Source organism: Massilia sp. (assembly GCF_032106685.1).
Lineage (GTDB): Bacteria > Pseudomonadota > Gammaproteobacteria > Burkholderiales > Burkholderiaceae_D > Telluria.
On sequence record NZ_DAMCPG010000061.1, the window covers coordinates 1 to 21,435 of the forward strand.

The 21,435-nt window shown below is 66.8% G+C and carries 19 protein-coding genes; 9 read left to right on the plus strand and 10 right to left on the minus strand.

Annotated features, from left to right (window positions below):
* From RT688_RS22140 to RT688_RS22175, 8 genes are all read right to left on the minus strand, one after another.
* On the minus strand, positions 1 to 574 hold a 574-nt coding region (locus tag RT688_RS22140; RefSeq protein WP_313706997.1), incomplete at its 3' end, for an acyl-CoA dehydrogenase family protein.
* 22 nt (positions 575 to 596) lie between these two features.
* Positions 597 to 2,225, minus strand: coding sequence for an electron transfer flavoprotein-ubiquinone oxidoreductase (locus RT688_RS22145; protein ID WP_313707014.1), 1,629 nt, complete (start codon positions 2,223 to 2,225; stop codon positions 597 to 599).
* A gap of 51 nt (positions 2,226 to 2,276) precedes the next feature.
* Positions 2,277 to 2,978: an ABC transporter ATP-binding protein gene (locus RT688_RS22150; protein ID WP_313706998.1), complete on the minus strand. Its 702-nt coding sequence runs from the start codon at positions 2,976 to 2,978 to the stop codon at positions 2,277 to 2,279.
* A 1-nt stretch (position 2,979) separates the two neighbouring features.
* Complete coding sequence (locus RT688_RS22155) at positions 2,980 to 3,684, minus strand: ABC transporter ATP-binding protein (RefSeq protein ID WP_313706999.1); 705 nt, start codon at positions 3,682 to 3,684, stop codon at positions 2,980 to 2,982.
* Positions 3,671 to 4,630 (minus strand): branched-chain amino acid ABC transporter permease, encoded by a 960-nt coding sequence (locus tag RT688_RS22160; RefSeq protein ID WP_313707000.1) that lies wholly within the window; start codon positions 4,628 to 4,630, stop codon positions 3,671 to 3,673. Before RT688_RS22160 ends, RT688_RS22155 begins: the two co-directional genes overlap by 14 nt.
* A 2-nt stretch (positions 4,631 to 4,632) precedes the next feature.
* The gene (locus tag RT688_RS22165; RefSeq protein ID WP_312552632.1) at positions 4,633 to 5,505 is read right to left on the minus strand and encodes a branched-chain amino acid ABC transporter permease; all 873 of its coding nucleotides are present in this window, start codon (positions 5,503 to 5,505) and stop codon (positions 4,633 to 4,635) included.
* Positions 5,506 to 5,567: 62 nt separating this feature from the next.
* Positions 5,568 to 6,731: an ABC transporter substrate-binding protein gene (locus RT688_RS22170; RefSeq protein ID WP_313707001.1), complete on the minus strand. Its 1,164-nt coding sequence runs from the start codon at positions 6,729 to 6,731 to the stop codon at positions 5,568 to 5,570.
* A gap of 186 nt (positions 6,732 to 6,917) precedes the next feature.
* Positions 6,918 to 7,724, minus strand: coding sequence for an IclR family transcriptional regulator (locus RT688_RS22175; RefSeq protein ID WP_313707002.1), 807 nt, complete (start codon positions 7,722 to 7,724; stop codon positions 6,918 to 6,920).
* 323 nt (positions 7,725 to 8,047) lie between these two features.
* On the opposite strand from RT688_RS22175, the gene RT688_RS22180 reads away from it, so the two are divergent.
* From RT688_RS22180 to RT688_RS22210, 7 genes are all read left to right on the plus strand, one after another.
* Positions 8,048 to 10,165, plus strand: a complete 2,118-nt coding sequence (locus tag RT688_RS22180) for a 3-hydroxyacyl-CoA dehydrogenase NAD-binding domain-containing protein (protein WP_313707003.1) — start codon at positions 8,048 to 8,050, stop codon at positions 10,163 to 10,165.
* 69 nt (positions 10,166 to 10,234) lie between these two features.
* Positions 10,235 to 11,416 carry an acetyl-CoA C-acyltransferase gene (locus RT688_RS22185; RefSeq protein WP_313707004.1) on the plus strand — a complete coding sequence of 394 codons (1,182 nt, stop codon included), beginning with the start codon at positions 10,235 to 10,237 and terminating at the stop codon, positions 11,414 to 11,416.
* 8 nt (positions 11,417 to 11,424) lie between these two features.
* The gene (locus tag RT688_RS22190) at positions 11,425 to 12,633 is read left to right on the plus strand and encodes an acyl-CoA dehydrogenase family protein (RefSeq protein WP_313707005.1); all 1,209 of its coding nucleotides are present in this window, start codon (positions 11,425 to 11,427) and stop codon (positions 12,631 to 12,633) included.
* Positions 12,634 to 12,643: 10 nt separating this feature from the next.
* Positions 12,644 to 13,789, plus strand: coding sequence for an acyl-CoA dehydrogenase (locus tag RT688_RS22195; RefSeq protein WP_313707006.1), 1,146 nt, complete (start codon positions 12,644 to 12,646; stop codon positions 13,787 to 13,789).
* Complete coding sequence (locus RT688_RS22200; RefSeq protein WP_313707007.1) at positions 13,786 to 14,604, plus strand: oxepin-CoA hydrolase, alternative type; 819 nt, start codon at positions 13,786 to 13,788, stop codon at positions 14,602 to 14,604. Before RT688_RS22195 ends, RT688_RS22200 begins: the two co-directional genes overlap by 4 nt.
* Positions 14,605 to 14,655: 51 nt before the next feature.
* Entirely contained in the window at positions 14,656 to 15,864 is a 1,209-nt protein-coding gene (locus tag RT688_RS22205) for a CoA transferase (protein ID WP_313707008.1), read from the plus strand.
* Between the two features lie 113 nt (positions 15,865 to 15,977).
* A complete protein-coding gene (locus RT688_RS22210; RefSeq protein WP_313707009.1) occupies positions 15,978 to 16,322 on the plus strand; it encodes a CzcE family metal-binding protein in 345 nt (114 codons plus the stop codon).
* Between the two features lie 131 nt (positions 16,323 to 16,453).
* Here the strand turns inward: RT688_RS22210 and RT688_RS22215 are convergent, their stop codons facing one another.
* Together RT688_RS22215 and RT688_RS22220 are read right to left on the minus strand one after the other, a co-directional pair.
* Positions 16,454 to 17,770 carry an MFS transporter gene (locus RT688_RS22215; RefSeq protein WP_313707010.1) on the minus strand — a complete coding sequence of 439 codons (1,317 nt, stop codon included), beginning with the start codon at positions 17,768 to 17,770 and terminating at the stop codon, positions 16,454 to 16,456.
* Positions 17,771 to 17,802: 32 nt separating this feature from the next.
* Positions 17,803 to 18,648 (minus strand): SDR family NAD(P)-dependent oxidoreductase, encoded by an 846-nt coding sequence (locus RT688_RS22220; protein ID WP_313707011.1) that lies wholly within the window; start codon positions 18,646 to 18,648, stop codon positions 17,803 to 17,805.
* Positions 18,649 to 18,817: 169 nt separating this feature from the next.
* Here RT688_RS22220 and RT688_RS22225 point away from each other — a divergent pair, with 169 nt between their 5' ends.
* Positions 18,818 to 20,071, plus strand: a complete 1,254-nt coding sequence (locus RT688_RS22225) for a TetR/AcrR family transcriptional regulator (protein ID WP_313707012.1) — start codon at positions 18,818 to 18,820, stop codon at positions 20,069 to 20,071.
* Between the two features lie 289 nt (positions 20,072 to 20,360).
* Entirely contained in the window at positions 20,361 to 21,125 is a 765-nt protein-coding gene (locus RT688_RS22230) for an SDR family oxidoreductase (RefSeq protein ID WP_313707013.1), read from the plus strand.
* The last annotated feature ends 310 nt before the right edge of the window (positions 21,126 to 21,435 follow it).

Consider the following 21,435-nt stretch of genomic DNA (forward strand, 5'->3'; position numbering starts at 1 on the left):
GGATCGCGCCTTCGTCGTCCTTGGCCCAGACGACGAACACGTCGGCGACCGGGGAGTTCGTGATCCACATCTTCGAGCCGCTCAAGCTGTAGCCGCCGTCGACCTTGCGGGCACGGGTCACCATCGAGCCCGGATCCGAGCCGTGGTTCGGTTCGGTCAGGCCGAAGCAGCCGATCCATTCGCCGGTGGCCAGCTTGGGCAGGTATTTCTGTTTCGTCGCTTCGTTGCCGAACTCGTAGATCGGGACCATCACGAGCGACGACTGCACGCTCATCATCGAGCGGTAGCCCGAGTCCACGCGCTCGACCTCGCGCGCGATGAGGCCGTAGGCGACGTAGTTCAGGCCCGGGCCGCCGTATTGCTCGGGGATGGTCGGGCCCAGCAGGCCCAGTTCGCCCATTTCGCGGAAGATCGAGGTGTCCATGGTCTCGTGGCGGAAGGCCTCGAGGATGCGCGGCTGCAGCTTGTCCTGGCAGTAGGCGGCGGCCGCGTCGCGCACCATGCGCTCTTCGTCGGTGAGTTGCTGGTCCAGCAGCAGCGGATCGTCCCAGTGGAATGCGGTTCGTTTGGTCATGGTGGTCTCTTTCTAAAATTGTTTACATGTTCGGGTAGTTCGGCCCGCCGCCGCCCTCGGGCGTGACCCAGACGATGTTCTGGGTCGGGTCCTTGATGTCGCAGGTCTTGCAGTGCACGCAGTTCTGGGCGTTGATCTGCAGGCGGTCCTGGCCTGTCTCAAGCTTCACGAATTCGTAGACGCCGGCAGGGCAGTAGCGCTGCTCGGGACCGGCGAATTTCGCCAGGTTGACCTCGACGGGAATCGCGGGGTTCTTCAGCGTCAGGTGCACCGGCTGGTCTTCGGCGTGGTTGGTGTTCGAGATGAACACCGACGACAGCTTGTCGAAGGTCAGCTTGCCGTCCGGCTTGGGATAGGCGATGGGCTGGAACTCGGACGCCGGGCGCAGGCATTCGTGGTCCGCGTGCTTGTGGCGCAGCGTCCAGGGCGCCTTGCCCTTGAAGACCATCTGGTCGATGCCGGTCATGACGGTGCCGAGATACAGCCCCTTGCTCATCCACGGCTTGAAGTTGCGCGCCACGTAGAGCTCTTCGTGCAGCCAGGACGCCTTGAAGGCTTCCGGATAGCTGTTCAATTCGTCGTGCTGGCGGCCGGCGCCCAGCGCCGCGAACGCCGCTTCGGCGGCCAGCATGCCGGTCTTGATCGCGCCGTGGCTGCCCTTGATGCGGCTGGTGTTCAGGAAGCCGGCGTCGCAGCCGATCAGCGCGCCGCCCGGGAACACGGTCTTGGGCAGGGACTGCAGGCCGCCCGCCGTGATGGCGCGCGCGCCATAGGAGATGCGCTTGCCGCCTTCGAAGTAGCCGCGGATCGCCGGGTGCGTTTTGTAGCGCTGGAATTCCTCGAAGGGTGACAAGTACGGGTTCTGGTAAGCCAGGCCGACCACGAAGCCCACCGCGACCTGGTTGTTCTCCAGGTGGTAGAGGAAGGAACCGCCATAGGTGCTGTTGTCGAGCGGCCAGCCGGCGGTGTGGATCACCAGGCCCGGCTTGTGTTTCGCCGGGTCGATCTCCCACAGTTCCTTGATGCCGATGCCGTAGGTCTGCGGGTCGGCATCGCGGTTCAGGTCGTACTTCGCCATCAGCTGCTTGCCGAGGTGGCCGCGCGAACCCTCGGCGAAGAAGGTGTACTTCGCGTGCAGCTCCATGCCGAGCTGGAAGTCGGGACCGGGCTCGCCGTCGCGCTTGACGCCCATGTTCCCGGTGGCGACGCCTTTCACGGAGCCGTCCTCGTTGTAGAGGATCTCGGCGGCGGGGAAGCCGGGGAAAATCTCCACGCCCAGCGCTTCGGCCTGCTGACCGAGCCAGCGCGTGACGTTCGCCAGCGAGACGATGTAGTTGCCGTGGTTGGTCAGCATCTTCGGCACCATGAAGCCCGGGGTGCGGTAAGCCTTCGATTCGGTGAGGAACAGGACCTGGTCCTCCGTCACCGGGGTATTCAGCGGCGCGCCGAGCTCCTTCCAGTCCGGGAACAGCTCGGTGATCGCGATCGGGTCCATGACGGCGCCCGAGAGGATGTGGGCGCCGATCTCGCCGCCTTTCTCCAGCACGCAGACCGAGACTTCCTGGCCCTTGTCCCGGGCCAGCTGTTTCAGCCGGATGCTTGCGGCCAGGCCCGCGGGCCCGCCGCCGACGACCACGACGTCGTACTCCATCGATTCGCGCGGGCCGTACTCTTCAATCAAGCTCATGTCGATACTCCCGGCTCAGCGCGCGAAATACAGGTCGTGCAGATGGTCCAGGCTGACCTCGGACGCGGCCTGCGACAGCACCACTTTACCGCTTTGCAGCAGGTAGACGTGGTCCGCTACGCCCACCGCGCGGTGGGTGTTCTGCTCGACCAGGATCATGGTGCGGCCATCTTGCTTCAGCCGGCCCAGTATCTCGAACAGTTCGTTGACCATCACCGGCGCCAGGCCGAGCGAAGGCTCGTCGATGATCAGGACTTTCGGGTCGCTCATCAGGCCGCGCGCCATCGCCAGCATCTGGGCTTCGCCGCCGGACAGCGAGCCGGCCAGCTGCCTGCGCCGTTCGCGCAGGCGCGGGAACATCTCGTAGGAGCGTTCCAGGTTGCTTGACGCCCTGGCGCGGTGCTGGGGGGCGAAGGCGCCCATCATCAGGTTTTCCTCGACCGTCATGTCGCGAAAGACCATGCGGCCCTCCGGGATCATCGCCATCGAGACGTTCATCATGTCCCAGGTCGGGGTGCCGTTCAGGGGCTTGCCGTCGAGCGTGATGGCGCCCTGCGACACCGGGATCAGGCCCATGATGGCGCGCAGCAGGGTGGTCTTGCCGGCGCCGTTCTGGCCGATGATGGTGGTGAGCTTGCCCGGCGCGATCGACAGCGACAGGTCCCACAGCACGTTGATGGCGCCGTAGCCGGCGCGTACGTTTTGAATCTCCAGCATCTCAGCCTCCCGTATAGCTCTTGATCACGGCCGGGTCGTTGAACACCTCGGCCGGCGTGCCCTCGGCGATCAGGCCGCCGAAGTTCAGCACGGCGACGCGCTGGCACAGGTTGCTGATGGTCTCGATGTCGTGCTCGATGATGACGATCCCGACCGCGAACTGCTGGTGCAGGTCCTTCAGCATGTTCATGAAGGCGCGCTTGCCGTTGGTCTCCAGGCCGGCCAGCACTTCGTCCAGCAGCAGCAGCTTGGGGTTGGTCGACAAGGCCTTGGCCACTTCCAGCGCCTTCAGTTCGGTCAGCGCCAGGCTGGTCGAAGCGTCGCGCTCGGCCTTGGCGGTGAGGTTGGTGAAGGCCAGGATCTCGTCGATGCGCTTCCTGTCGATGGCGCCCGTGCCGAAGCGCTGGGCCACTTCCAGGTTCTGGCGCACCGTCAGCTCGTGCATCGGCTGCGGGATCTGGAAGGTGCGGCCGATGCCCATGCGGGCGCGCTGGTACATCGGCGCGCGCAGCACGTCGCTGCCGTTGAACACGATGCGGCCGGTGGTCGGGCGCACCAGGCCGGAAATGGCATTGAACAGGGTGGTCTTGCCGGCGCCGTTGGCGCCGACCAGGCCGACCACGTCGCCGGTGCCGACCGACAGCGTGACGTCGTTGACCGCCGTGAGGCCGCCGAAGCGGACCGTGACGTTTTCAAGCTGCAGCATCTTTTTTCCTCATGAACTTGCGGAACAGGCCGAGCAGGCCGTCCGGGCTGGCGATGATCATCACCACCAGGACCAGGCCGAGCACCAGCTGGTGGCCGGTCGGCATGATGTTCTTCACGAACAGCTGGTCGACCAGGTAGACCACGACCGCGCCGACCAGCGGGCCGGTGATGGTGCGGTAGCCGCCGAAGATGGCCGCCACGATCGGGATCGTCACCCACAGCGCGCTGAAGGCGTAGTCCGGCTCGAGGAAGTTGATGTAGTGCGCGTTGAAGGCGCCGACCACGCCGCACATGAAGGCCGATACCAGCAGCATCAACGCTTTCAGCAGGGTGTTGTTGACGCCCACCACGCGGGTTGCGTCCTCGCTGTCGTGCATGGCGCGCAGGGCCAGGCCGTGCGGACTGCGGCGGATGCGGTCGTAGATCCAGGCGAACGCCAGCACGATGGTCAGGATCACCAGATAGTTGCCGATCTTGCTGGCGAAGTCGAAGCCGAACACGGTCGGCAGCTGCGGGATGCTGGCGATGCCGGCCGAGCCGCCCGTGACCGATTCCCACTCGGTGGCGAGGATGCGGAAGATGTGGGCATAGGCCAGGATGGCGAGCGCGAAGTAAGGGCCGCGCAGGCGCAGCACCGGCAGCATCAGGATCGCCGACAGCACCGCGCCGACGCCGCCCAGCAGCAGGCCGAGGAAGATCGGCACCCCGTGCTGCATGCTCAGCACCGCCGACGTATACGCGCCGACGCCGAAGAAGGCCGCGTGGCCGAAGCTGACCATGCCGCCCAGGTTGCCCAGCAGGGCCCAGGACAGCGCGATGCCGCCGATGACCAGCGAGGCGATCACCAGGCTCATCACGTAGGCGTCGCCGCCGAGGAGCAGCGGGACCAGGACGTAGGCGGCCGCCACGACCGCGATCAGGAGTTTGTTCACTTGTTTAGTCATCGTTATCCGCGCCTCCGTGCAGCACCGAACAGGCCGTTAGGCATGACGAACAGGACCAGCAGGAACAGGCCCATGCCGGCCAGTTCTTGCAGGGCCGAGCTGGCCAGGGTGACGGTGAGCGATTCGGCCACGCCCAGCAGGACGGCGCCGATCAGCACGCCCGGGATCGAGCCGATGCCGGCCAGGACGGTGATGATGAAGGCCTTCACGGTCAGCACGCTGCCGTAGGCCGGGGTGATCACGCCATAGCTGAACAGGGCGACGCCGGCAAAAGCGGCCAGGATGCCGGCCACGACGAAGGAGACCAGTTCGGTCTTGCCGGGATTGATGCCCATCAGCTTGGCGGCGTCGCGGTTGCTCGAGACGGCGCGCACGGCGCGGCCATACCAGGAGCGCGACAGCCACCACCAGAGGGCGACGATCAGGACGATGCTGACGCCGAAGAACAGCACTTCGGAGCGCATGGAATAGAGTTCGCCGACCACGAAGGCTTCCTGCATCCAGCTCGAGCTGGTGGCGCGCACGTCGGCGCTCCAGATCATCAGCACCAGGTTGGTCAGGATCACGCCGACGCCATAGGTCAGGGTGAGCGAATTGATTTCGCGGTTGGTGCGGATTTTACCCACCACGAAGTACAGCAACGCCGAGGTGATCGTCACGACGATCACGGCCACCGGGATGGCGGTCAGCGGGTTCCAGCCAAGTTTCGATTCCACCGTGTAGGCGATGTACGCCGCCAGCAGTACCAGTTCGCCGTGTGCCAGGTTGATCACTTTCATGGCGCCGAAGACCAGCGCCAGGCCAAGTGCGATGAGGGCGTAGGAGCCGCCCTGCAAGAGTCCTGAATACACGGCTTGTAAGATCAAGTCCGTCATTTCTGCATTCCCATCGAGATTCGAACGGGCAGGGGATCCTGCCCGCTTCCTGCACTAACTATTTACCAGGGCACGCCCGGGAAGACCGGCTTGGCGGTCGCCGCGTCCTTCGGCCAGACCAGTTCGACCTTCTTGCCCTGGTGCTGGCCCATGCGCTGGGTGAAGTTCTTGTTGTCGCCGTTGGCGTCGAACTGCACGCGGCCGATCAGGGTCTGGCGGTCGGTCTTGCGCATTTCCTCGATGACGCCGCCCTTCTTGATGGTGCCGGCGTCGGCGGCGCGTGCGATCGCTTCGAACAGCAGCATCGATTGCACGTAGCCGAACTGGCCGAGGTAGTCGGGTTCCTTCTTGTGCAGCCTGGTGTAGGCTTCGCCGAAGGCCTTGCCGTCGGCGGTGGTGAAGTTCACCGGGAAGGGCAGGACCGCGGTGCCGTAGACGTTCGGCATCAGGTCGGGGAAGTCGGCCGCCATCTTCGGCGTGGCCAGCGACCAGACGCCGGCGATGGCCTTGACCGTGGTCGGCTTCAGGACGCGGGCGGCGCGCAGGATGCCGACGTATTCGTTCTCGTAGCCGACCATGGCGATGAATTCCGAGCGGTCGCGCAGCTTGACCTTGTTCAGGATCGGCTTGAAGTCGGTGATGGCCGGGTCGAAGGCGTGCATCGCGACCTTGATGCCCTTGGCGCCCAGGGTCTTCTCGACGTCGGCGGCCAGGCCGTGGGTGGCGTCCTTGGTCGAGTAGATGATCGAGACCGACTTCACGCCCAGGTCGCCGATCAGGCCCACCAGGGCTTTCTGGTAGCCCTCGGTATTATTAATGCGGAAGAAGTTCTTGCGGCCGGCCTTCACCAGGCCGTCGTCGACGCCGCCCGAGGTGATGTAGGCCAGGCCCAGCTTGTTGGCGGCGTCCGAGGCCGGCGAGATGTTGTTCGAGCCGTAGCCGCCGGTGACGGCGACCACGCCCTGGCTGGCCAGCTTCTCGACGGCGGCGACGGCCTTGGCGGGGGCGGATTCGTCGTCGACGGTGACCAGCTTGATGGTGTGCTTGCCGTTGGTCTTGTTGAAGACCTCGGCCGCCACGCGGATGCCTTCCTGGGTGCCCATGCCGACGCGCGCCAGCGGGCCGGTCAGCGGGATCTGCACGCCGACCAGGAATTCCTCCGCATATGCCGAGCCGGCGCCCAGGGCTGCGCACACTGCGAAAGCGATTGTCTTAATCTTGCTCATTGTCTCCACCTTTTCAGATTGTTGTCGATACTGGCTCCGCTGGCGGAGCCGCCTTTCCGTGCCGGCGGGCGCCCGCCCGTCCGTCATTCGTTCTACAAAATCGATGGCAAGCCGGGGGCGTCGCACCATGCCGCGATAGCGGGACGGTGCGGGGATCCCCTGTTTGCCGGGTTGCGGGGCGCCCGCCTAAGCGATGTGGCGCCCCATGCTCGTTCCCACGTTGCGCACCAGTTGCACCAGGCGCGGGCCCAGGTCCTCGACCAGCTTTTCCTTCGGCAGCAGGAAGGCCGGTCCGCCGCAGTTGAAGGCCATGGTCTTGGCGTTCTCGGGGTCGATCAGGGGCACGCCGACGGCGCTGATGTTGGCGTCCCACAAGCCCGAGGACAGCACGAAGCCGCGGTCCTGGTAGTCCTTGAAGCCTTGTTCGAGATCGGCCTTGAGCTTCGGCCATTGGGTTTCCGCGTGCAGGCGGATGTGGTCCATCAGGAAGTCGCGGTCGGCCTGGGGCAGGCCGCACAGATAAGCCTTGCCCATCGCGGTGGTCGCCAGCGGGATGCGCGAGCCGGCGTCGCGGCGCAGGGTGACGGCGGCGCTGCCGCGGCAGGCCTCGACGTACACCATGTCCAGGCGGTCGCGGATGCCGATCGCGACGCTGCACTGGGCGTATTCGGCCAGTTCCTGCATCGCGGGACGGGCGAGCTTGCGCACGTCGATGTTGGCGAGCAGGGTGTAGCCGAGGGCGAGCACCGGGGCGCCGAGCTGGTAGCGGCCCTGGTCGGGGGAATAGGTCAGGTAGCCGAGGCGGGTCAGCGTATAGGTCAGGCGCGAGATCGTCGGCTTCGGCATGCCGGTGCGCTTGGCCATTTCGCTATTCGTGAGCGACGCCTCGCCGGGCCGGAAGCAGCGCAGGATCTCGAGGCCGCGCGCCAGGGCGGTCACGAATTGACGGTCCTTGGCGTTGTCTTCCTCAGTGAATGACTGGATTTCGTCCATCTCGTATGTCTCCAATGCCCAGCATCTGTGGCTGAGTCTGGAATTGATGATCACATACGAAAAACGGGGGTGTCAACTGTTTTGTGAAATGGTCGTTCGCACTGCGAAATGTCGGATATTGACGCTCCTATGAGGGCTGGGTAAAAAGGCGGGAAAACGATTTTTGCGGGCGTGAAATCGGCTGCGTTCGGGCGTTTACATCCGCGTTAAAAATGGGTTATCGTTGACTTCGCTGCAAATTGCAAAACACTATTTCGCACAGCGAACCGCTGCTCAGGCAGCCGCAACTTTGCGATCCACTACAAGACAAGGAGACAGGATTCATGAATTCCGGCGCAGCTGCCCAGGTCGTGCGTGAACAGCATGGCGACATCCTTCTGGTAACCATCGATAACCCGCCCGTCAACGCCCTCGGCGTCGACGTGCGCCGCGGCCTGATGGAGGCGATCGACGCCGCCGACGGCGACGCCAGCGTCAAGGCCATCGTGCTGGCGGGCGCCGGCCGCAACTTCCTGGGCGGCGCGGACATCCGCGAATTCGGCAAGCCGCCGCTGCCGCCGGCGCTGCCCGATGTCTGCAACCGCATCGAGGCGTCGAACAAGCTGGTGGTCGCCGCCATCCACGGCGCGGCCCTCGGCGGCGGCCTCGAGATCGCGCTGTCCGCCCATTACCGCATTGCGCTGCCGAGCGCCAAGCTGGGCCTGCCGGAAGTGGCGCTCGGCCTGCTGCCCGGCGCCGGCGGCACCCAGCGCACGCCGCGCCTGATCGGCGCGCAGGCGGCGCTGGACCTGATGCTGTCGGGCCGCCACGCGAGCGCGGCGGAAGCGGCAAAACTCGGCCTGGTCGACCGCGTCGCGCAGGGCGAGGACGCCGCCGCCGGCATCGCCTACGCCAGGGAACTGCTGGCATCCGGCGCCCCGGTGCGCCGCACCAGCGAAGCGCAGGCCCTGGCCAACCGCGAGGAACAGCGCGCCGCCATCGAGGCCGCACGCGTCGAGACCGCGAAGAAATCCCGCGGCCTGTTCTCGCCACTGAAGATCGTCGATGCGGTGCAGGGCGCCCTCGACCTGGGCTTCGACGAAGGCCTGGCGCTCGAGCGCAAGCTGTTCCTCGAATGCCTGGACAGCCCACAGCGCGCCGGCCTGGTGCACGCCTTCTTCGCCGAGCGTGAAACGGCCAAGTCGCCGGAAACGCGCGAGGCGAAACCGCGCGCGGTCGCCAGCGTCGGCATCGTCGGCGGCGGCACCATGGGCGCCGGCATTGCTGTCGCCGCCCTAGACGCCGGCCTGCCGGTCACCATGATCGAGCGCGACGAGGAAGCGCTGGCGCGCGGCCGCAAGAACGTCGAAAAAGTCTACGACGGCCAGGTCAAGAAGGGCCGCATGACGGAAGACGCCAAGGCCGCCGTCATGGCGCGCTGGAACGGCTCGACCCAGTACGATGCGCTGTCCCAGGTCGACCTGGTGATCGAAGCCGTGTTCGAGGACATGGGCGTCAAGAAAGCCGTGTTCGCGGAACTCGATCGCGTCTGCAAACCGGGCGCGGTGCTGGCCACGAATACCTCCTACCTCGACATCGACGGGATCGCGGCCAGCATCTCGCGTCCGCAGGACGTGATCGGCCTGCACTTCTTCTCGCCGGCGAACATCATGAAGCTGCTCGAGATCGTGGTGCCGGCCAAGGTGTCGAGCGACGTCGTCGCCACCGCCTTCGAGCTGGCGAAAAAGCTGAAGAAGACCCCGGTGCGCGCCGGCGTCTGCGACGGCTTCATCGGCAACCGCATCCTCGCGGTGTATGGACAGGCCGCCCACCACATGATGGAAGACGGCGCCTCGCCTTACCAGATCGACAAGGCCCTGCGCGACTTCGGCTACCCGATGGGACCGTTCCAGGTCTCGGACCTGGCCGGCGGCGACATCGGCTGGGCCACCCGCAAGCGCCGCGCCGCCACGCGCGACCCGAAGGCGCGCTACGTCCAGATCGCCGACCGCCTGTGCGAGCGCGGCTGGTTCGGCCAGAAGACCGGCCGCGGCTACTACCTGTATCCGGAAGGCGCCCGCGTCGGCACGCCGGACCCGGAAGTCGAAGCCATCATCGAGGCCGAGCGCCAGCGCGCCGGCATCACACCGCGCAGCTTCACCGACGAGGAGATCGTGCGCCGCTACCTGGCCGCGATGATCAACGAGGGCGCGAACGTCGTGCACCAGAAAATCGCCTTGCGTCCGCTGGACGTCGACGTGACTTTCGTCCACGGCTACGGCTTCCCGCGCTACCGCGGCGGCCCGATGAAGTACGCCGACAGCGTCGGCCTGCCGAAGATCCTGGCCGACATCCAGGAATTCGCCAAGGAAGACCCGCTGTTCTGGCAGCCGTCGCCGCTGCTGGTGGAGCTGGTCGAGAAGGGCCAGGATTTCGGCAGCCTGAATCAGCTCGGTAAATAGCGCTTCTATAAGCCATGCGAATAAATAAGCAGTTCAGATAAGTAAAGCTAATAAACCAGGAGACTCGCCATGCGCGAAGCCGTCATCGTTTCAACCGCCCGTACGCCGCTGACCAAGGCGCACCGCGGCGAATTCAACATCACCTCCGGTCCCCAGCTGGCCGCCTATGCCGTGCGCGCCGCCGTCGAGCGCGCCGGCATCGACCCGGCGCTGATCGAGGACGCCATCCTCGGCTGCGGCTATCCGGAAGGCACCACCGGCCGCAACGTCGCGCGCCAGACTGTGATCCGCGCCGGCCTGCCGATCTCGATCGCCGGCACCACCGTGAACCGCTTCTGCGCTTCCGGCCTGCAGGCGATCGCCATCGGCGCCGGCCGCATCGTCGTCGACGGCGCTCCGGCCGTGATCGCCGGTGGCGTCGAGAGCATCTCGCAGATCCGCACCCGCGAGAAGGGCGACTCCGGCATCGATCCGTGGATCCTCGAGAACAAGCCCGAGCTCTACCTGCCGATGATCGATACCGCCGACATCGTCGCCGCCCGCTACGGCATCAGCCGCGAAGCCCAGGACCGCTTCTCGGCGGAGTCGCAGCGCAAGACCGAGGAAGCGCAACTCGCCGGCCGTTACAAGGACGAAATCGTCGCCTGCACCACCACCATGCAGGTCACCGACAAGGAAACCGGCGCCGTCTCGCAGCGCGAAGTGACGGTCGATGCGGACACCTGCAACCGCCGCGGCACCACCTATGAAGGTCTGGCCAAGCTGGCGCCGGTGATGGGTCCGGACAAGTTCATCACGGCCGGCAACGCCTCGCAGCTGTCGGACGGCGCCTCGGCCTGCGTCATGATGGAGGCGAAGGAAGCCGAGCGCCTGAATCTTTCCCCGCTGGGCGCCTTCCGCGGCCTGGCCGTGGCCGGCTGCGAGCCGGACGAGATGGGCATCGGGCCGGTGTTCGCGGTGCCGAAGCTGCTCAAGCGCTTCGGCCTGACGGTGGCCGACATCGACCTGTGGGAGCTGAACGAAGCCTTCGCCTCGCAGGCCATTTATTGCCAGCAGCGCTTCGGCATTCCCGACGAGCGCCTGAACGTGAACGGCGGCGCGATCTCGATCGGCCACCCGTTCGGCATGACCGGCGCGCGCCTGGCCGGCCACGTGCTGCTGGAAGGCCGCCGCCGCAAGGCCAAGTATGCGGTCGTCACGATGTGCATCGCCGGCGGCATGGGCGCGGCGGGCCTGTTCGAGATTTTCTGAGGATAGTCATGGATCTGAATTTCACCCCACAAGAAGAAGCATTTCGCGAAGAAGTCCGCGCCTTCCTGGCCGAGAAGCTGCCGAAGCGCCTGAGCGACAAGGTCGCCAACGGCAAGCATTTAAGCAAGGCCGACATGGAAGAGTGGCACGCGATCCTGAACGCGCGCGGCTGGCTGGCCAATCACTGGCCGGAAGAATACGGCGGCCCGGGTTGGAACGCGATCGAGAAGTTCATCTTCGAGAACGAGTGCGCGCTGGCGAACGCGCCGCGCATCGTGCCCTTCGGCGTCAACATGCTGGGCCCGGTCCTGATCAAGTACGGCAACGAGGCCCAGAAGCGCTACTGGCTGCCGCGCATCCTGGACGGCTCGGACTGGTGGTGCCAGGGCTACTCGGAACCGGGCGCCGGCTCCGACCTGGCCGCGGTGAAGACGACCGCCGTGCGCGGCACCGATGCGGGCGGCGACCATTACATCGTCAACGGCCAGAAGACCTGGACCACGCTGGGCCAGCACGCCAACATGATCTTCTGCCTGGTGCGCACCAACCGCGAAGCCAAGAAGCAGGAAGGCATCAGTTTCCTGCTGGTCGACATGAACAGCCCGGGCGTCGAAGTGCGCCCGATCATCACGCTCGACGGCGAACATGAAGTGAACGAGGTGTTCTTCACCGACGTGCGCGTCCCGGCGGAGAACCTGGTCGGCGAAGAGAACCGCGGCTGGACCTGCGCCAAGTACCTGCTGACCTACGAGCGCACCAACATCGCCGGCGTCGGCTTCTCGGTGGCCGCGCTGGCGCGCCTGAAGCGCATCGCCGCCACGCAAACCCGCAACGGCAAGCCGCTGCTGGACGATCCCTCGTTCGCGTCGCGCCTGGCCCGCGTCGAGATCGACCTGGAGAACATGAAGACGACCAACCTGCGCGTGATCGCGGCGGTGGCTGGCGGCGGCGTGCCGGGTGCGGAAAGCTCGATGCTGAAGATCCGCGGCACCGAGATCCGCCAGGAGATCCTGTCGCTGACGCGCCGTGCGATGGGCGTCTACGCCCGTCCGTTCACCCAGGACATGCTCGATGCCGATTACGCGGGCGAGCAGTTCGGTCCGGACTTCGCAGCCGCCGCGACGGCCCAGTACTTCAACAACCGCAAGCTGTCGATCTTCGGCGGCTCGAACGAAATCCAGAAAAACATCATCTCCAAGATGATCCTCGGACTGTAAGGGGAGACACATGAACTTCGAACACACTGAAGAACGGCGCATGCTGGCGGATAGCCTGAACCGCTACATCGCCGAACAGTACGACTTCGAGACGCGCAACCGCATCGCCGCCTCAAGCCAGGGCTTCTCGTCCGAACAACTGGAAAAATTCGCGGAACTGGGCGTCATCGGCGCGCTGCTGCGCGAGGAAGACGGCGGCTTCGGCGGCGGCGGCTTCGACGTCGCCGTGGTTTTCGAGGCGCTGGGCCGCGGCCTGGTGCTCGAACCCTTGCTGGGCAGCGCCGTGCTGGCGGCCGAGGCGATTGCGTTTGCCGGGAATGCCGAGCAGAAGGCCGTACTGGAAGAGATCGCGGCCGGCGCCACCATCGCCGCCTTTGCCCACGACGAGCCGGAGACCCACTACGAACTGGCGCGCGTGCAAACCACCGCCCGGCGCGAGGGCGAGGCCTGGGTGCTGGACGGCGCCAAGGCCGTGGTGCAGGCGGGCGAATCGGCGAACGTGTTCGTGGTCTCGGCCCGCACCTCGGGCGCCATCGACGCGGAAGACGGCATCTCGCTGTTCCTGGTGCCGAAGGACGCGCCGGGCGTTTCGGTGCGAGGCACCCCGACCATGGACGGCGGCCGCGTGGCCGACGTCACGTTCAAGAACGTGCAGCTGACCGGTGCGGCCCTGCTGGGCGAAGAGGGCAAGGCGTACGCCACGCTGGAGCGCGCGGTCGGCCGCGGCATCCTGGCGCTGTGCGCGGAGGCGCTGGGCGCGATGGAAGCGGCCAAGGCCGCGACCCTCGACTACCTGCGCACCCGCAAGCAGTTCGGCGTCCCGATCGGCTCCTTCCAGGCCCTGCAGCACCGCATGGCCGACCTGCTGCTGGAAATCGAGCAGGCCCGCTCGGCCGTCATCAACGCCGCCGCCGCGCTGGAGCTTGATCGCATCACGCGCGAGCGCGCCCTCTCGAGCGCGAAGATGAGCATCGGCCGCATCGGCACCCTGGTGGCGGAAGAATGCATCCAGCTGCACGGCGGCATCGGCATGACCTGGGAACTGCCGATGGCCCACTTCGCCAAGCGCCTGGTGATGATCGACCACCAGCTCGGCGACGAAGACCACCACCTGGAGCGCTACATTGCGCTCGGCCGTGAATTGGTCGCGGCATGAGCGACGCGCTTCTTGTGCGCACCGAGGGCGCCGTGCGCGTCCTCGTCAACAGCAATCCTGCCGCGCGCAATGCGATCCGGCCGGAGCTGTATGACGCGCTGCAGTCGGCCCTGCTTGATGCGGCGGCCGACCCGGCGATCGGCGCCATCGTGCTGGTCGGCGACGGCGAATTCTTCTGCGCCGGCGGCGATCTACGGGCGCTGGCCACGCGGCGCGAACTGGCCCCAAGCGAACGCCGACTGAAGATCGAGCGCCTGCACGAGACCATCCGCGCGATCCGCGCCTGCCCGAAGCCCGTCATCGCGGCGGTCGAGGGCGGCGCGGCCGGCGCCGGGCTGTCGCTGGCGCTGGCCTGCGACATGCTGGTCTCGGCGCGCGACGCTTTCTTCGCCATGGCGTACGTGAAGGTGGGCCTCAGCCCGGACGGCGGCGCCACCGCCTTCCTGTCGCAGTTCCTGTCGCGCCAGCTGATGACGGAACTGTGCCTGCTGGGCGAGCGGCTCACGGCCGAGCGCCTGCACGCGCTGAGCGCGGTGAACCGGCTCACCGAGCGCGGCGCGGCGCTGGCGGAAGCGGTGGCGCTGGCGGCGCGCGTGGCCGATGGTCCGGCGAACGCGAACGCGCGCATCAAGACCCTGTGCGCGCAGGCGGGCTCGAACAGCCTGGCCGAGCAGCTCGACCTCGAGGCCAAGCTGATGGTCGCGTCGCAGGGCGACGACGAGGCGCAGGAGGGCATCGCGGCCTTTTTCGCCAAGCGCGCGGCGGATTTCACCGCGCTGCGCCTTGCCAAGAACCGGCACCAGCAACAAGAATAGCGTGCCCGGCGACGCACCCTGCGCGCCGGCATGCGGAGAATAGTGGAGTGTATGTTGACTAGCAAATCGAATCTGCCGCTCGCGGGCGTGCGCGTGCTCGACCTGTCGCGCGTGCTCGCCGGCCCCTGGTGCGCCATGGTGCTGGGCGACCTCGGCGCCGAAGTGATCAAGGTCGAGCATCCCGAGCGCGGCGACGACACGCGCGACTGGGGCATGCGCATCGGCTCGACCGAGACCGCCTACTTCAACAGCGTGAACCGCAACAAGCGTTCTGTCTGCCTCGACCTGAAGACCCCGGAAGGACAGGAGATCGCGCGCGAACTGGTGAGGAAGAGCGACGTCGTGATCCAGAACTTCAAGTTCGGCGACGTCGAGCGCATGGGCCTGGGCTACGACGCGTTGAGCAAGGAGCAGCCCGGCCTGATCTACTGCTCGATCACCGGCTACGACCGCACCGGGCCGGAAGCGACGCGCCCCGGCTACGACCTGGTGATCCAGGGCGAATCGGGCCTGATGGCGCTGAACGGCGAGCCGACCCAGCCGCCGCTGAAATTCGGCGTGGCGGCAGTGGACATGATGACCGGGATGTACGCGGCCCAGGGCGTGCTCGCCGCGCTCTACGAGCGCGAAAAGACCGGCACCGGCCGCCACGTCGGCATGGCCCTGTTCGACTGCGGCCTGATGATCACCGCCTACTATGGCCTGGAGGCGCTGCTGCGCGGGAACGATCCTCCGCGCTTCGGCAACGGCCATCCCTCGATCATGCCCTACGGGGTGTACGAGGCCGAGGACGGCCCGCTGGTGATCGCGGTGGGCAACAACGGCCAGTTCCTGCGCTTCTGCACGGACGTGATCAACCGCCCGGACATCGCGGCCGACGAACGCTTCAAGACCAACCTGACCCGTACCCAGCACCGCGACGAGCTCATGCCCGAACTGCGGCGCGAGATCGCCGCCCGCAAGCGGCGCGACCTGCTGGACGCCATGAGCCGGGTCGGCATCCCCTGCGGCGAAGTAGCCGGCCTGCACGAAGCCCTGACCTCGCAGCGCGCGGTCGACGGCGGCCTGGTGAAGACCATGCCGCACGACGAAGTCGGCAGCGTCCAGGTGCTGGCCTCGCCTTACCGCTTCAACGGCGAACGCCTGCCGGTGCGGCGCGCGCCGCCGAAGCTGGGCGAGGGGACGGAGGCGGTGCTGTCCGAGCTGCTCGGGCTGTCCGCGGACAGGCTGGCGAGCTTGAAGGAACGCGGCGTGGTGTGAGCCTGTCATTGCGGGCCGCCTGCCCGGCAGCAGGAACCCCTTCTTCGCAATCGCACTCCAACGAAACAGGCGGCGCATCCTTGCGCCGCCTGTTGGCCTTGGAGGAGTGCCAAATGAAACGTCTTGCAACCGCAGGCTTTGCCGTGGTTCTGCTGGCGGCCTGCGCGGGACCCGTCACGCCGCGCCAGGACCTGGTCGGCACGCCGGTGCCGCCGTCCGCCGCCACCCGCACCGTCGTCATCGGCCCGGAAACGCGCTACGTCAACGTGGTCGGCGGCGACGTCGTCCGTTTCGAACGTGGGGGAGAAGCGTTCGGCTGGGCCTTCGACGTCAGCCCGATCGTCGCCATGTTTGGGCTGAACCAGGTGGCGCCGCCCGGCATGCTCGACCACGAGGTGCTGGTCTACGTCGAGCCGGATCCGCGCTACAACATCGGCGGCTATACGGCGGGACGCTAGCGGCCGTCATTGGCTGCGGACGGGTGCCGTAGGGTGGGCACCCCGTGCCCACGCGTGAAGCGTGCGTCGTGTTGGCGCTTACAAGGCGCAGCGTCTGCTCATCGTTTACGCGTGGGCACGGAGTGCCCACCCTACACCGGGTCGTGCGACAGGGCGGCCGCCCTGGCCGCGCCGGCGCGCGGGTCGCGCATCCTCAGCATGGCGGCAATCGCCAGCGCCTTGGCCGCGATGGCGGTCCAGAACACCAGCGCGAAGCCGAACTGCTGCGCCAGCACGCCGCCCAGCAGCGGCCCGAGCGCCATCATCAGGTGCGAGGCCGTGTCCGACACCGCGATCAGCATCGGCAGTTCGTGGTGGGCGCCGAACTCCAGCACGAAGTTCTGCGAGGCGATCTGGTAGCCGCCCAGGCCCGCGCCCAGGCCGCAGAAGGCCAGCACGAACAGCGGCAGGCTGGTCGAAAACATCAGCGCCAGGGTCGACAGCAGCCACAGGCCCACGCTGAGCAGGAACACCAGCCGGTAGCCGCGCGCGTCCGCGATCCGTCCCCACGCCAGGTTGCTGGCGGTCTGGGTCAGCAGGAAGGACAGCGACAGGTAGCCCAGGGTCGCGCCCGACAAATCGACGAACTTGCCTGCATGGATGGCGTAGAAGGGCGCGGCCGCCATGCCGAAGGCGGCCAGGGCGCGCGCCGTGAAGAAGCGCGCGAACTGGCGGTCAGCGCCCAGCATGGCCGGCACGTCGCGCAGGCGTTGCGCCAGGCTGGAGGCGGCGCGCACGGCCAGCGATTCCGGCTCGCGCAGGAAGCTCAAGGCCGAGATGCCGATGCTGGTCAGGACGAAGGCGACCATGAAGGTCGAGGCATAGCCGTTGCCGAAGGCGTTCGCCTCGACCAGGTATTTGCCGCCGAGCCAGGCGACCGCCGACGCCGACAGCCCGCCGAGGAAGTTGCGCATGCCGGCCAGCTGGCCGCGCCGATTTGCCGGAATGACCTTCGCCATCACGAAGTTGAAACTGACCGCCTGCATGCCCCAGAAGAAGCCGAACAGGGCCAGGAACACGCAGACCGCCACCAGGGCGGCGTCGCCCTCGAGGAAGAAGCCGGACAGGGCCAGGCCCAGCACCTGGGCGCGCATCAGCCAGCCGACGCCGAACACCACCGGCATCACGCGGCGCCGGTGTTCGATCAGGGTGGCGCTCCAGATCGAGGACAGCGCCATCCCCAGCGACTGGCCGGCCAGCGCCAGGCCGACCGTCAGGTTCGATTGGGACAGCAGGAAGATATAGGCCGGCACGAAGGTCGGCGCCGTCACCAGCCGGAAACCGGTCACGCCGAGGAAACCGTGCACCAGGTTGGCGGCGTAGTTGCGCGGCAGGTCGCGCGCGACCTGCGTGTCGTAGGCAGCCTGCTTGCGCGTGGCCGCGTCGAGCGCCGGCGGCATCGCGCTCATGCCGGCCTCGGCGTACTGTTCATGGACGACCTTCAGCCGCGCGGGCGCGCATTCGTGAGGTCGGCGATCCGCTCCCACTGCGCCGCGACGTCGTCGGCGCTGGCCTGGGGTCCGAGCTCGACCCAGGGGCTCTCCACGATGGCGGCCAGGCTGAAGCTGCCGCCGGCCGCCTGCAGGATGGCGCCGCTGGGCGCGCCTTCGCTGCACAGGTAGACCACGCCGGGCACGATGTGCTCCGGGCCGAGCTTGTCGAGCTGCTCCTGCGGCATCAGCCCGGCCGTCATGCGCGTGGCCGCGACCGGCGAGATGGCGTTGACGTGGACGTGGCGCTTGGCGCCCTCGATGCGCAAGGTGTTCATCAGGCCGACCAGGCCCATCTTGGCGGCGCCGTAGTTGGCCTGGCCGAAGTTGCCGTACAGGCCTGAGGGCGAGGTGGTCATCACGATGCGGCCGTATTCCTGTTCCATCATCACCGGCCACACCGCCTTGGTGCAGTTGAAGGCACCCATCAGGTGCACGTCGAGCACGGCCTGGGCGTCGTCCAGTTCCATCTTCATGAAGCTCTTGTCGCGCAGGATGCCGGCGTTGTTGACCAGGATGTCGATGCGCCCGAAGGCACTCATCGCCTGCTCGACCATGGCGGCCACGCCCGCGCGGTCGGTGACGCTGGCGCGGTTGGCGATCGCCTCGCCGCCCATGGCGACGATTTCGGCGACCACCGCGTCGGCCGCGGTGCCGGAGCCGCGTCCGTCGGCGGCGCCGCCCAGGTCGTTGACGACGACGCGGGCGCCGCGGCGGGCGAGTTCGAGCGCGTAGCAGCGACCGAGGCCGCCGCCGGCGCCGGTGACGATGGCTGTTTTTCCTGCGAAGCTGATCATGGGTTCGGCCTTGTTTAGTGGTGGCGGTATGTGGATTCGAAAATCATAGCACAGCGCTGCCTGGCATAAGCGCTGTTGCGTCGCATTTTTGGAAAAGACGGTCTGCTCCATGCGGGCAGCTATAATGCTCGTTGCCCAACTGCTCATTTACTTCTGAACCTGTGCCGCCATGGAAGAACCCGTCAACGCCAGCCGCATGACCCAGCGCTACGCGAAGAAGCGCGAGGCCATCCTGCACGAGGCCGCGCGCCTGTTCAACCGCAGCGGCATGAAGGGCGCGACGCTGTCGGACGTGGCCGGCGCGGTGGGCCTTTCCACCAACAGCATCACCTATTACTACAAGAAGAAGGAAGACCTGGTCGTCGCCTGCCTGCTGCGCTCGATCGAGACCGTGAGCGGCATCATTGCCGCGGCCGCGCAGGAAGCCGGCCCCGAGCAGCGCGTGCGCGGTTTCGTCACGCTGTTCTTCGAACGCCTGGCCCGCACCGCCGCCGGCGATGTCACCGACGGCAGCGAGCTGATGACCTTCCGCGACGTGCACCTGCTCGGCAGTCCGCACTCCGAAATCGTGTTCGCGGCCTATGTCGAGATGTTCCGCAAATGCAGGCGCCTGCTCGCAAGCGGTCCGATCAAGCCGGGCAAGCGGGTCGAACTGAATGCGCGCACCCACCTGCTGTTGACGCTCACGCTGTGGACCATGTCCTGGAGCGGGCGCTACAATCCCGAGGACTACGGAGTGGCCGCCGCGCGCATGGCCGACATCCTGGTCGGGGGCATCGGCGCCAAGACGGCCCGGTGGGGGACGACGGCGCTCGATGACGCGCTTGCTGCCGCGCTCAGCGCGCCGTCCGGCTCGGAGAGCGCCCAGGACGCCTTCCTGCGCGCGGCCACGGCCCTCATCAACGAGGCCGGCTACCGCGGCGCCTCGGTCGAACGCATTTCCGCCCGCCTGAACCTGACCAAGGGCGCCTTCTACCACCATCACCCGAGCAAGGAAGACCTGATCGCGGCATGCTTCGAGCGCAAGTTCACGGTGATCCGCGAGTTCCAGCGCATTGCCATGGTGGGCAAGGGCTCGGGGTGGGACAAGCTGTGCGCCGTGTCGCGCGCGCTGGTGCGCCACCACTTCTCGGAACACGGGCCGCTGCTGCGCACCTCGGCCTGGAGCGAGCTGCCCGAGGAGATGCGCGTGGCCAAGCTGGACGAGACTTCGCGGCTCGACCGGCGTTTCGTCAGTTTGCTGGTCGACGGCATGCAGGACGGCTCGATCCGGCCACTGGACCAGGCCATCGCCGGCGACCTGGTGAGCGGGATGGTGAACGCCGCCGTACTGCTCGACCGCTGGGTGCCGGACGTGAACGGGGAGAATGCGCTCGAGCTGTTCGTGCGGCCCTTGTTCGAGGGGCTGCTGGCGGAGCGGTAGCTTCCTCCCTTGGCGCGTTTTAGGGGTTGCGGTATTTCGCTGTGCGAGCTGGTACGCGGCGTTGTCAGGATTTTTAGTAAAAGGGGTATTGCGCTGCTGCGGATTGCGCGATAACGTTACCGCAAACCCGTAGGGTGGACGGCTCCGCCGTCCACGCGTCGAACGTTACCGGCTCCGATGTCGCGCGCGGTGATCTTGCCGCCAACGATCGCCGCGTGGACGGGGAACCCGTCCACCCTACGTCCCGCGCACACATAACGAAATAAAGACGCAACCAAGGAGGAGACACATGTCATTGTTCGATCTGAGCGGTAAAGTCGCCATCGTCACCGGTTCCTCGCGCGGCATCGGCCGGGCGATCGCGGTGCGGATGGCGGAGCAGGGCGCCAAAGTCGTCATCTCGTCGCGCAAGGCCGAGGCCTGCGCCGACGTGGTCGCCGAGATCAACGCGGCGCTGGGCGAGGGCACGGCGATTGCCGTCCCCGCCAACATCTCATCAAAAGAAGACCTGCAGCGCCTGGTCGACGCCACCAATGCCGCCTTCGGCAGGATCGACATCCTGGTCTGCAACGCCGCCTCGAATCCCTACTACGGTCCGATGGCGGGCATCAGCGACGACCAGTTCCGCAAGATCCTCGACAACAACGTGCTGGCCAACCACTGGCTGATCGGCATGGTGGCGCCCCAGATGATCGCGCGCCGCGACGGGGCGATCATCATCGTCTCCTCGATCGGCGGCCTGCGCGGCTCGCCCGTGATCGGCGCCTACAACGTCTCAAAGGCGGCCGACATGCAGTTGGCGCGCAACCTCGCCGTGGAGTTCGGACCGCACAACGTGCGCGTCAACTGCATCGCGCCGGGCCTGATCAAGACCGACTTCGCACGCGCCCTGTGGGAAGATCCCGAACGCCTGAAGGAGGTCAACGAGCGCGCGCCGCTGCGCCGCATCGGCGACCCCGACGAGATCGCCGGCACCGCCATCTACCTGGCCTCGCGCGCGGGCAGCTTCGTCACCGGCCAGAACATCGTGGTCGACGGCGGCGTCACCATCTGAGGGGAATGCGCGCTTTCATGCGGATCGCTGCGCGCGCTCGGGCAGGTACTGGTCTTTCGTACGGTAGGTTCTCGAACCACGCGGTGCGGCGGGTGCGGGTAGAAACGTCTGTCGGGGCACGCAAGCGCACGAAAGACCGCGTGGACACAGGTGTCCACCCTACAAAGTCAACGACACGTAGGGTGGGTTCTCGAACCCACGCGGTGCGGCGGGTGCGGGTAGAAACGTCTGTCGGGGCACGCAAGTGAACCGCCTCGGGTTTTGTGGAGGCTCCATTCTTTGAGAAAATGGAGCTATGAAGAAGCAACCC

Coding starts and splice junctions, on each gene's coding strand:
- RT688_RS22145 (WP_313707014.1), bottom strand. CDS start 2,225: ATGGAGTACGACGTCGTGGTCGTCGGCGGCGGGCCCGCGGGCCTGGCC.
- RT688_RS22150 (WP_313706998.1), bottom strand. CDS start 2,978: ATGCTGGAGATTCAAAACGTACGCGCCGGCTACGGCGCCATCAACGTG.
- RT688_RS22155 (WP_313706999.1), bottom strand. CDS start 3,684: ATGCTGCAGCTTGAAAACGTCACGGTCCGCTTCGGCGGCCTCACGGCG.
- RT688_RS22160 (WP_313707000.1), bottom strand. CDS start 4,630: ATGACTAAACAAGTGAACAAACTCCTGATCGCGGTCGTGGCGGCCGCC.
- RT688_RS22165 (WP_312552632.1), bottom strand. CDS start 5,505: ATGACGGACTTGATCTTACAAGCCGTGTATTCAGGACTCTTGCAGGGC.
- RT688_RS22170 (WP_313707001.1), bottom strand. CDS start 6,731: ATGAGCAAGATTAAGACAATCGCTTTCGCAGTGTGCGCAGCCCTGGGC.
- RT688_RS22175 (WP_313707002.1), bottom strand. CDS start 7,724: ATGGACGAAATCCAGTCATTCACTGAGGAAGACAACGCCAAGGACCGT.
- RT688_RS22180 (WP_313707003.1), top strand. CDS start 8,048: ATGAATTCCGGCGCAGCTGCCCAGGTCGTGCGTGAACAGCATGGCGAC.
- RT688_RS22185 (WP_313707004.1), top strand. CDS start 10,235: ATGCGCGAAGCCGTCATCGTTTCAACCGCCCGTACGCCGCTGACCAAG.
- RT688_RS22190 (WP_313707005.1), top strand. CDS start 11,425: ATGGATCTGAATTTCACCCCACAAGAAGAAGCATTTCGCGAAGAAGTC.
- RT688_RS22195 (WP_313707006.1), top strand. CDS start 12,644: ATGAACTTCGAACACACTGAAGAACGGCGCATGCTGGCGGATAGCCTG.
- RT688_RS22200 (WP_313707007.1), top strand. CDS start 13,786: ATGAGCGACGCGCTTCTTGTGCGCACCGAGGGCGCCGTGCGCGTCCTC.
- RT688_RS22205 (WP_313707008.1), top strand. CDS start 14,656: ATGTTGACTAGCAAATCGAATCTGCCGCTCGCGGGCGTGCGCGTGCTC.
- RT688_RS22210 (WP_313707009.1), top strand. CDS start 15,978: ATGAAACGTCTTGCAACCGCAGGCTTTGCCGTGGTTCTGCTGGCGGCC.
- RT688_RS22215 (WP_313707010.1), bottom strand. CDS start 17,770: ATGAGCGCGATGCCGCCGGCGCTCGACGCGGCCACGCGCAAGCAGGCT.
- RT688_RS22220 (WP_313707011.1), bottom strand. CDS start 18,648: ATGATCAGCTTCGCAGGAAAAACAGCCATCGTCACCGGCGCCGGCGGC.
- RT688_RS22225 (WP_313707012.1), top strand. CDS start 18,818: ATGGAAGAACCCGTCAACGCCAGCCGCATGACCCAGCGCTACGCGAAG.
- RT688_RS22230 (WP_313707013.1), top strand. CDS start 20,361: ATGTCATTGTTCGATCTGAGCGGTAAAGTCGCCATCGTCACCGGTTCC.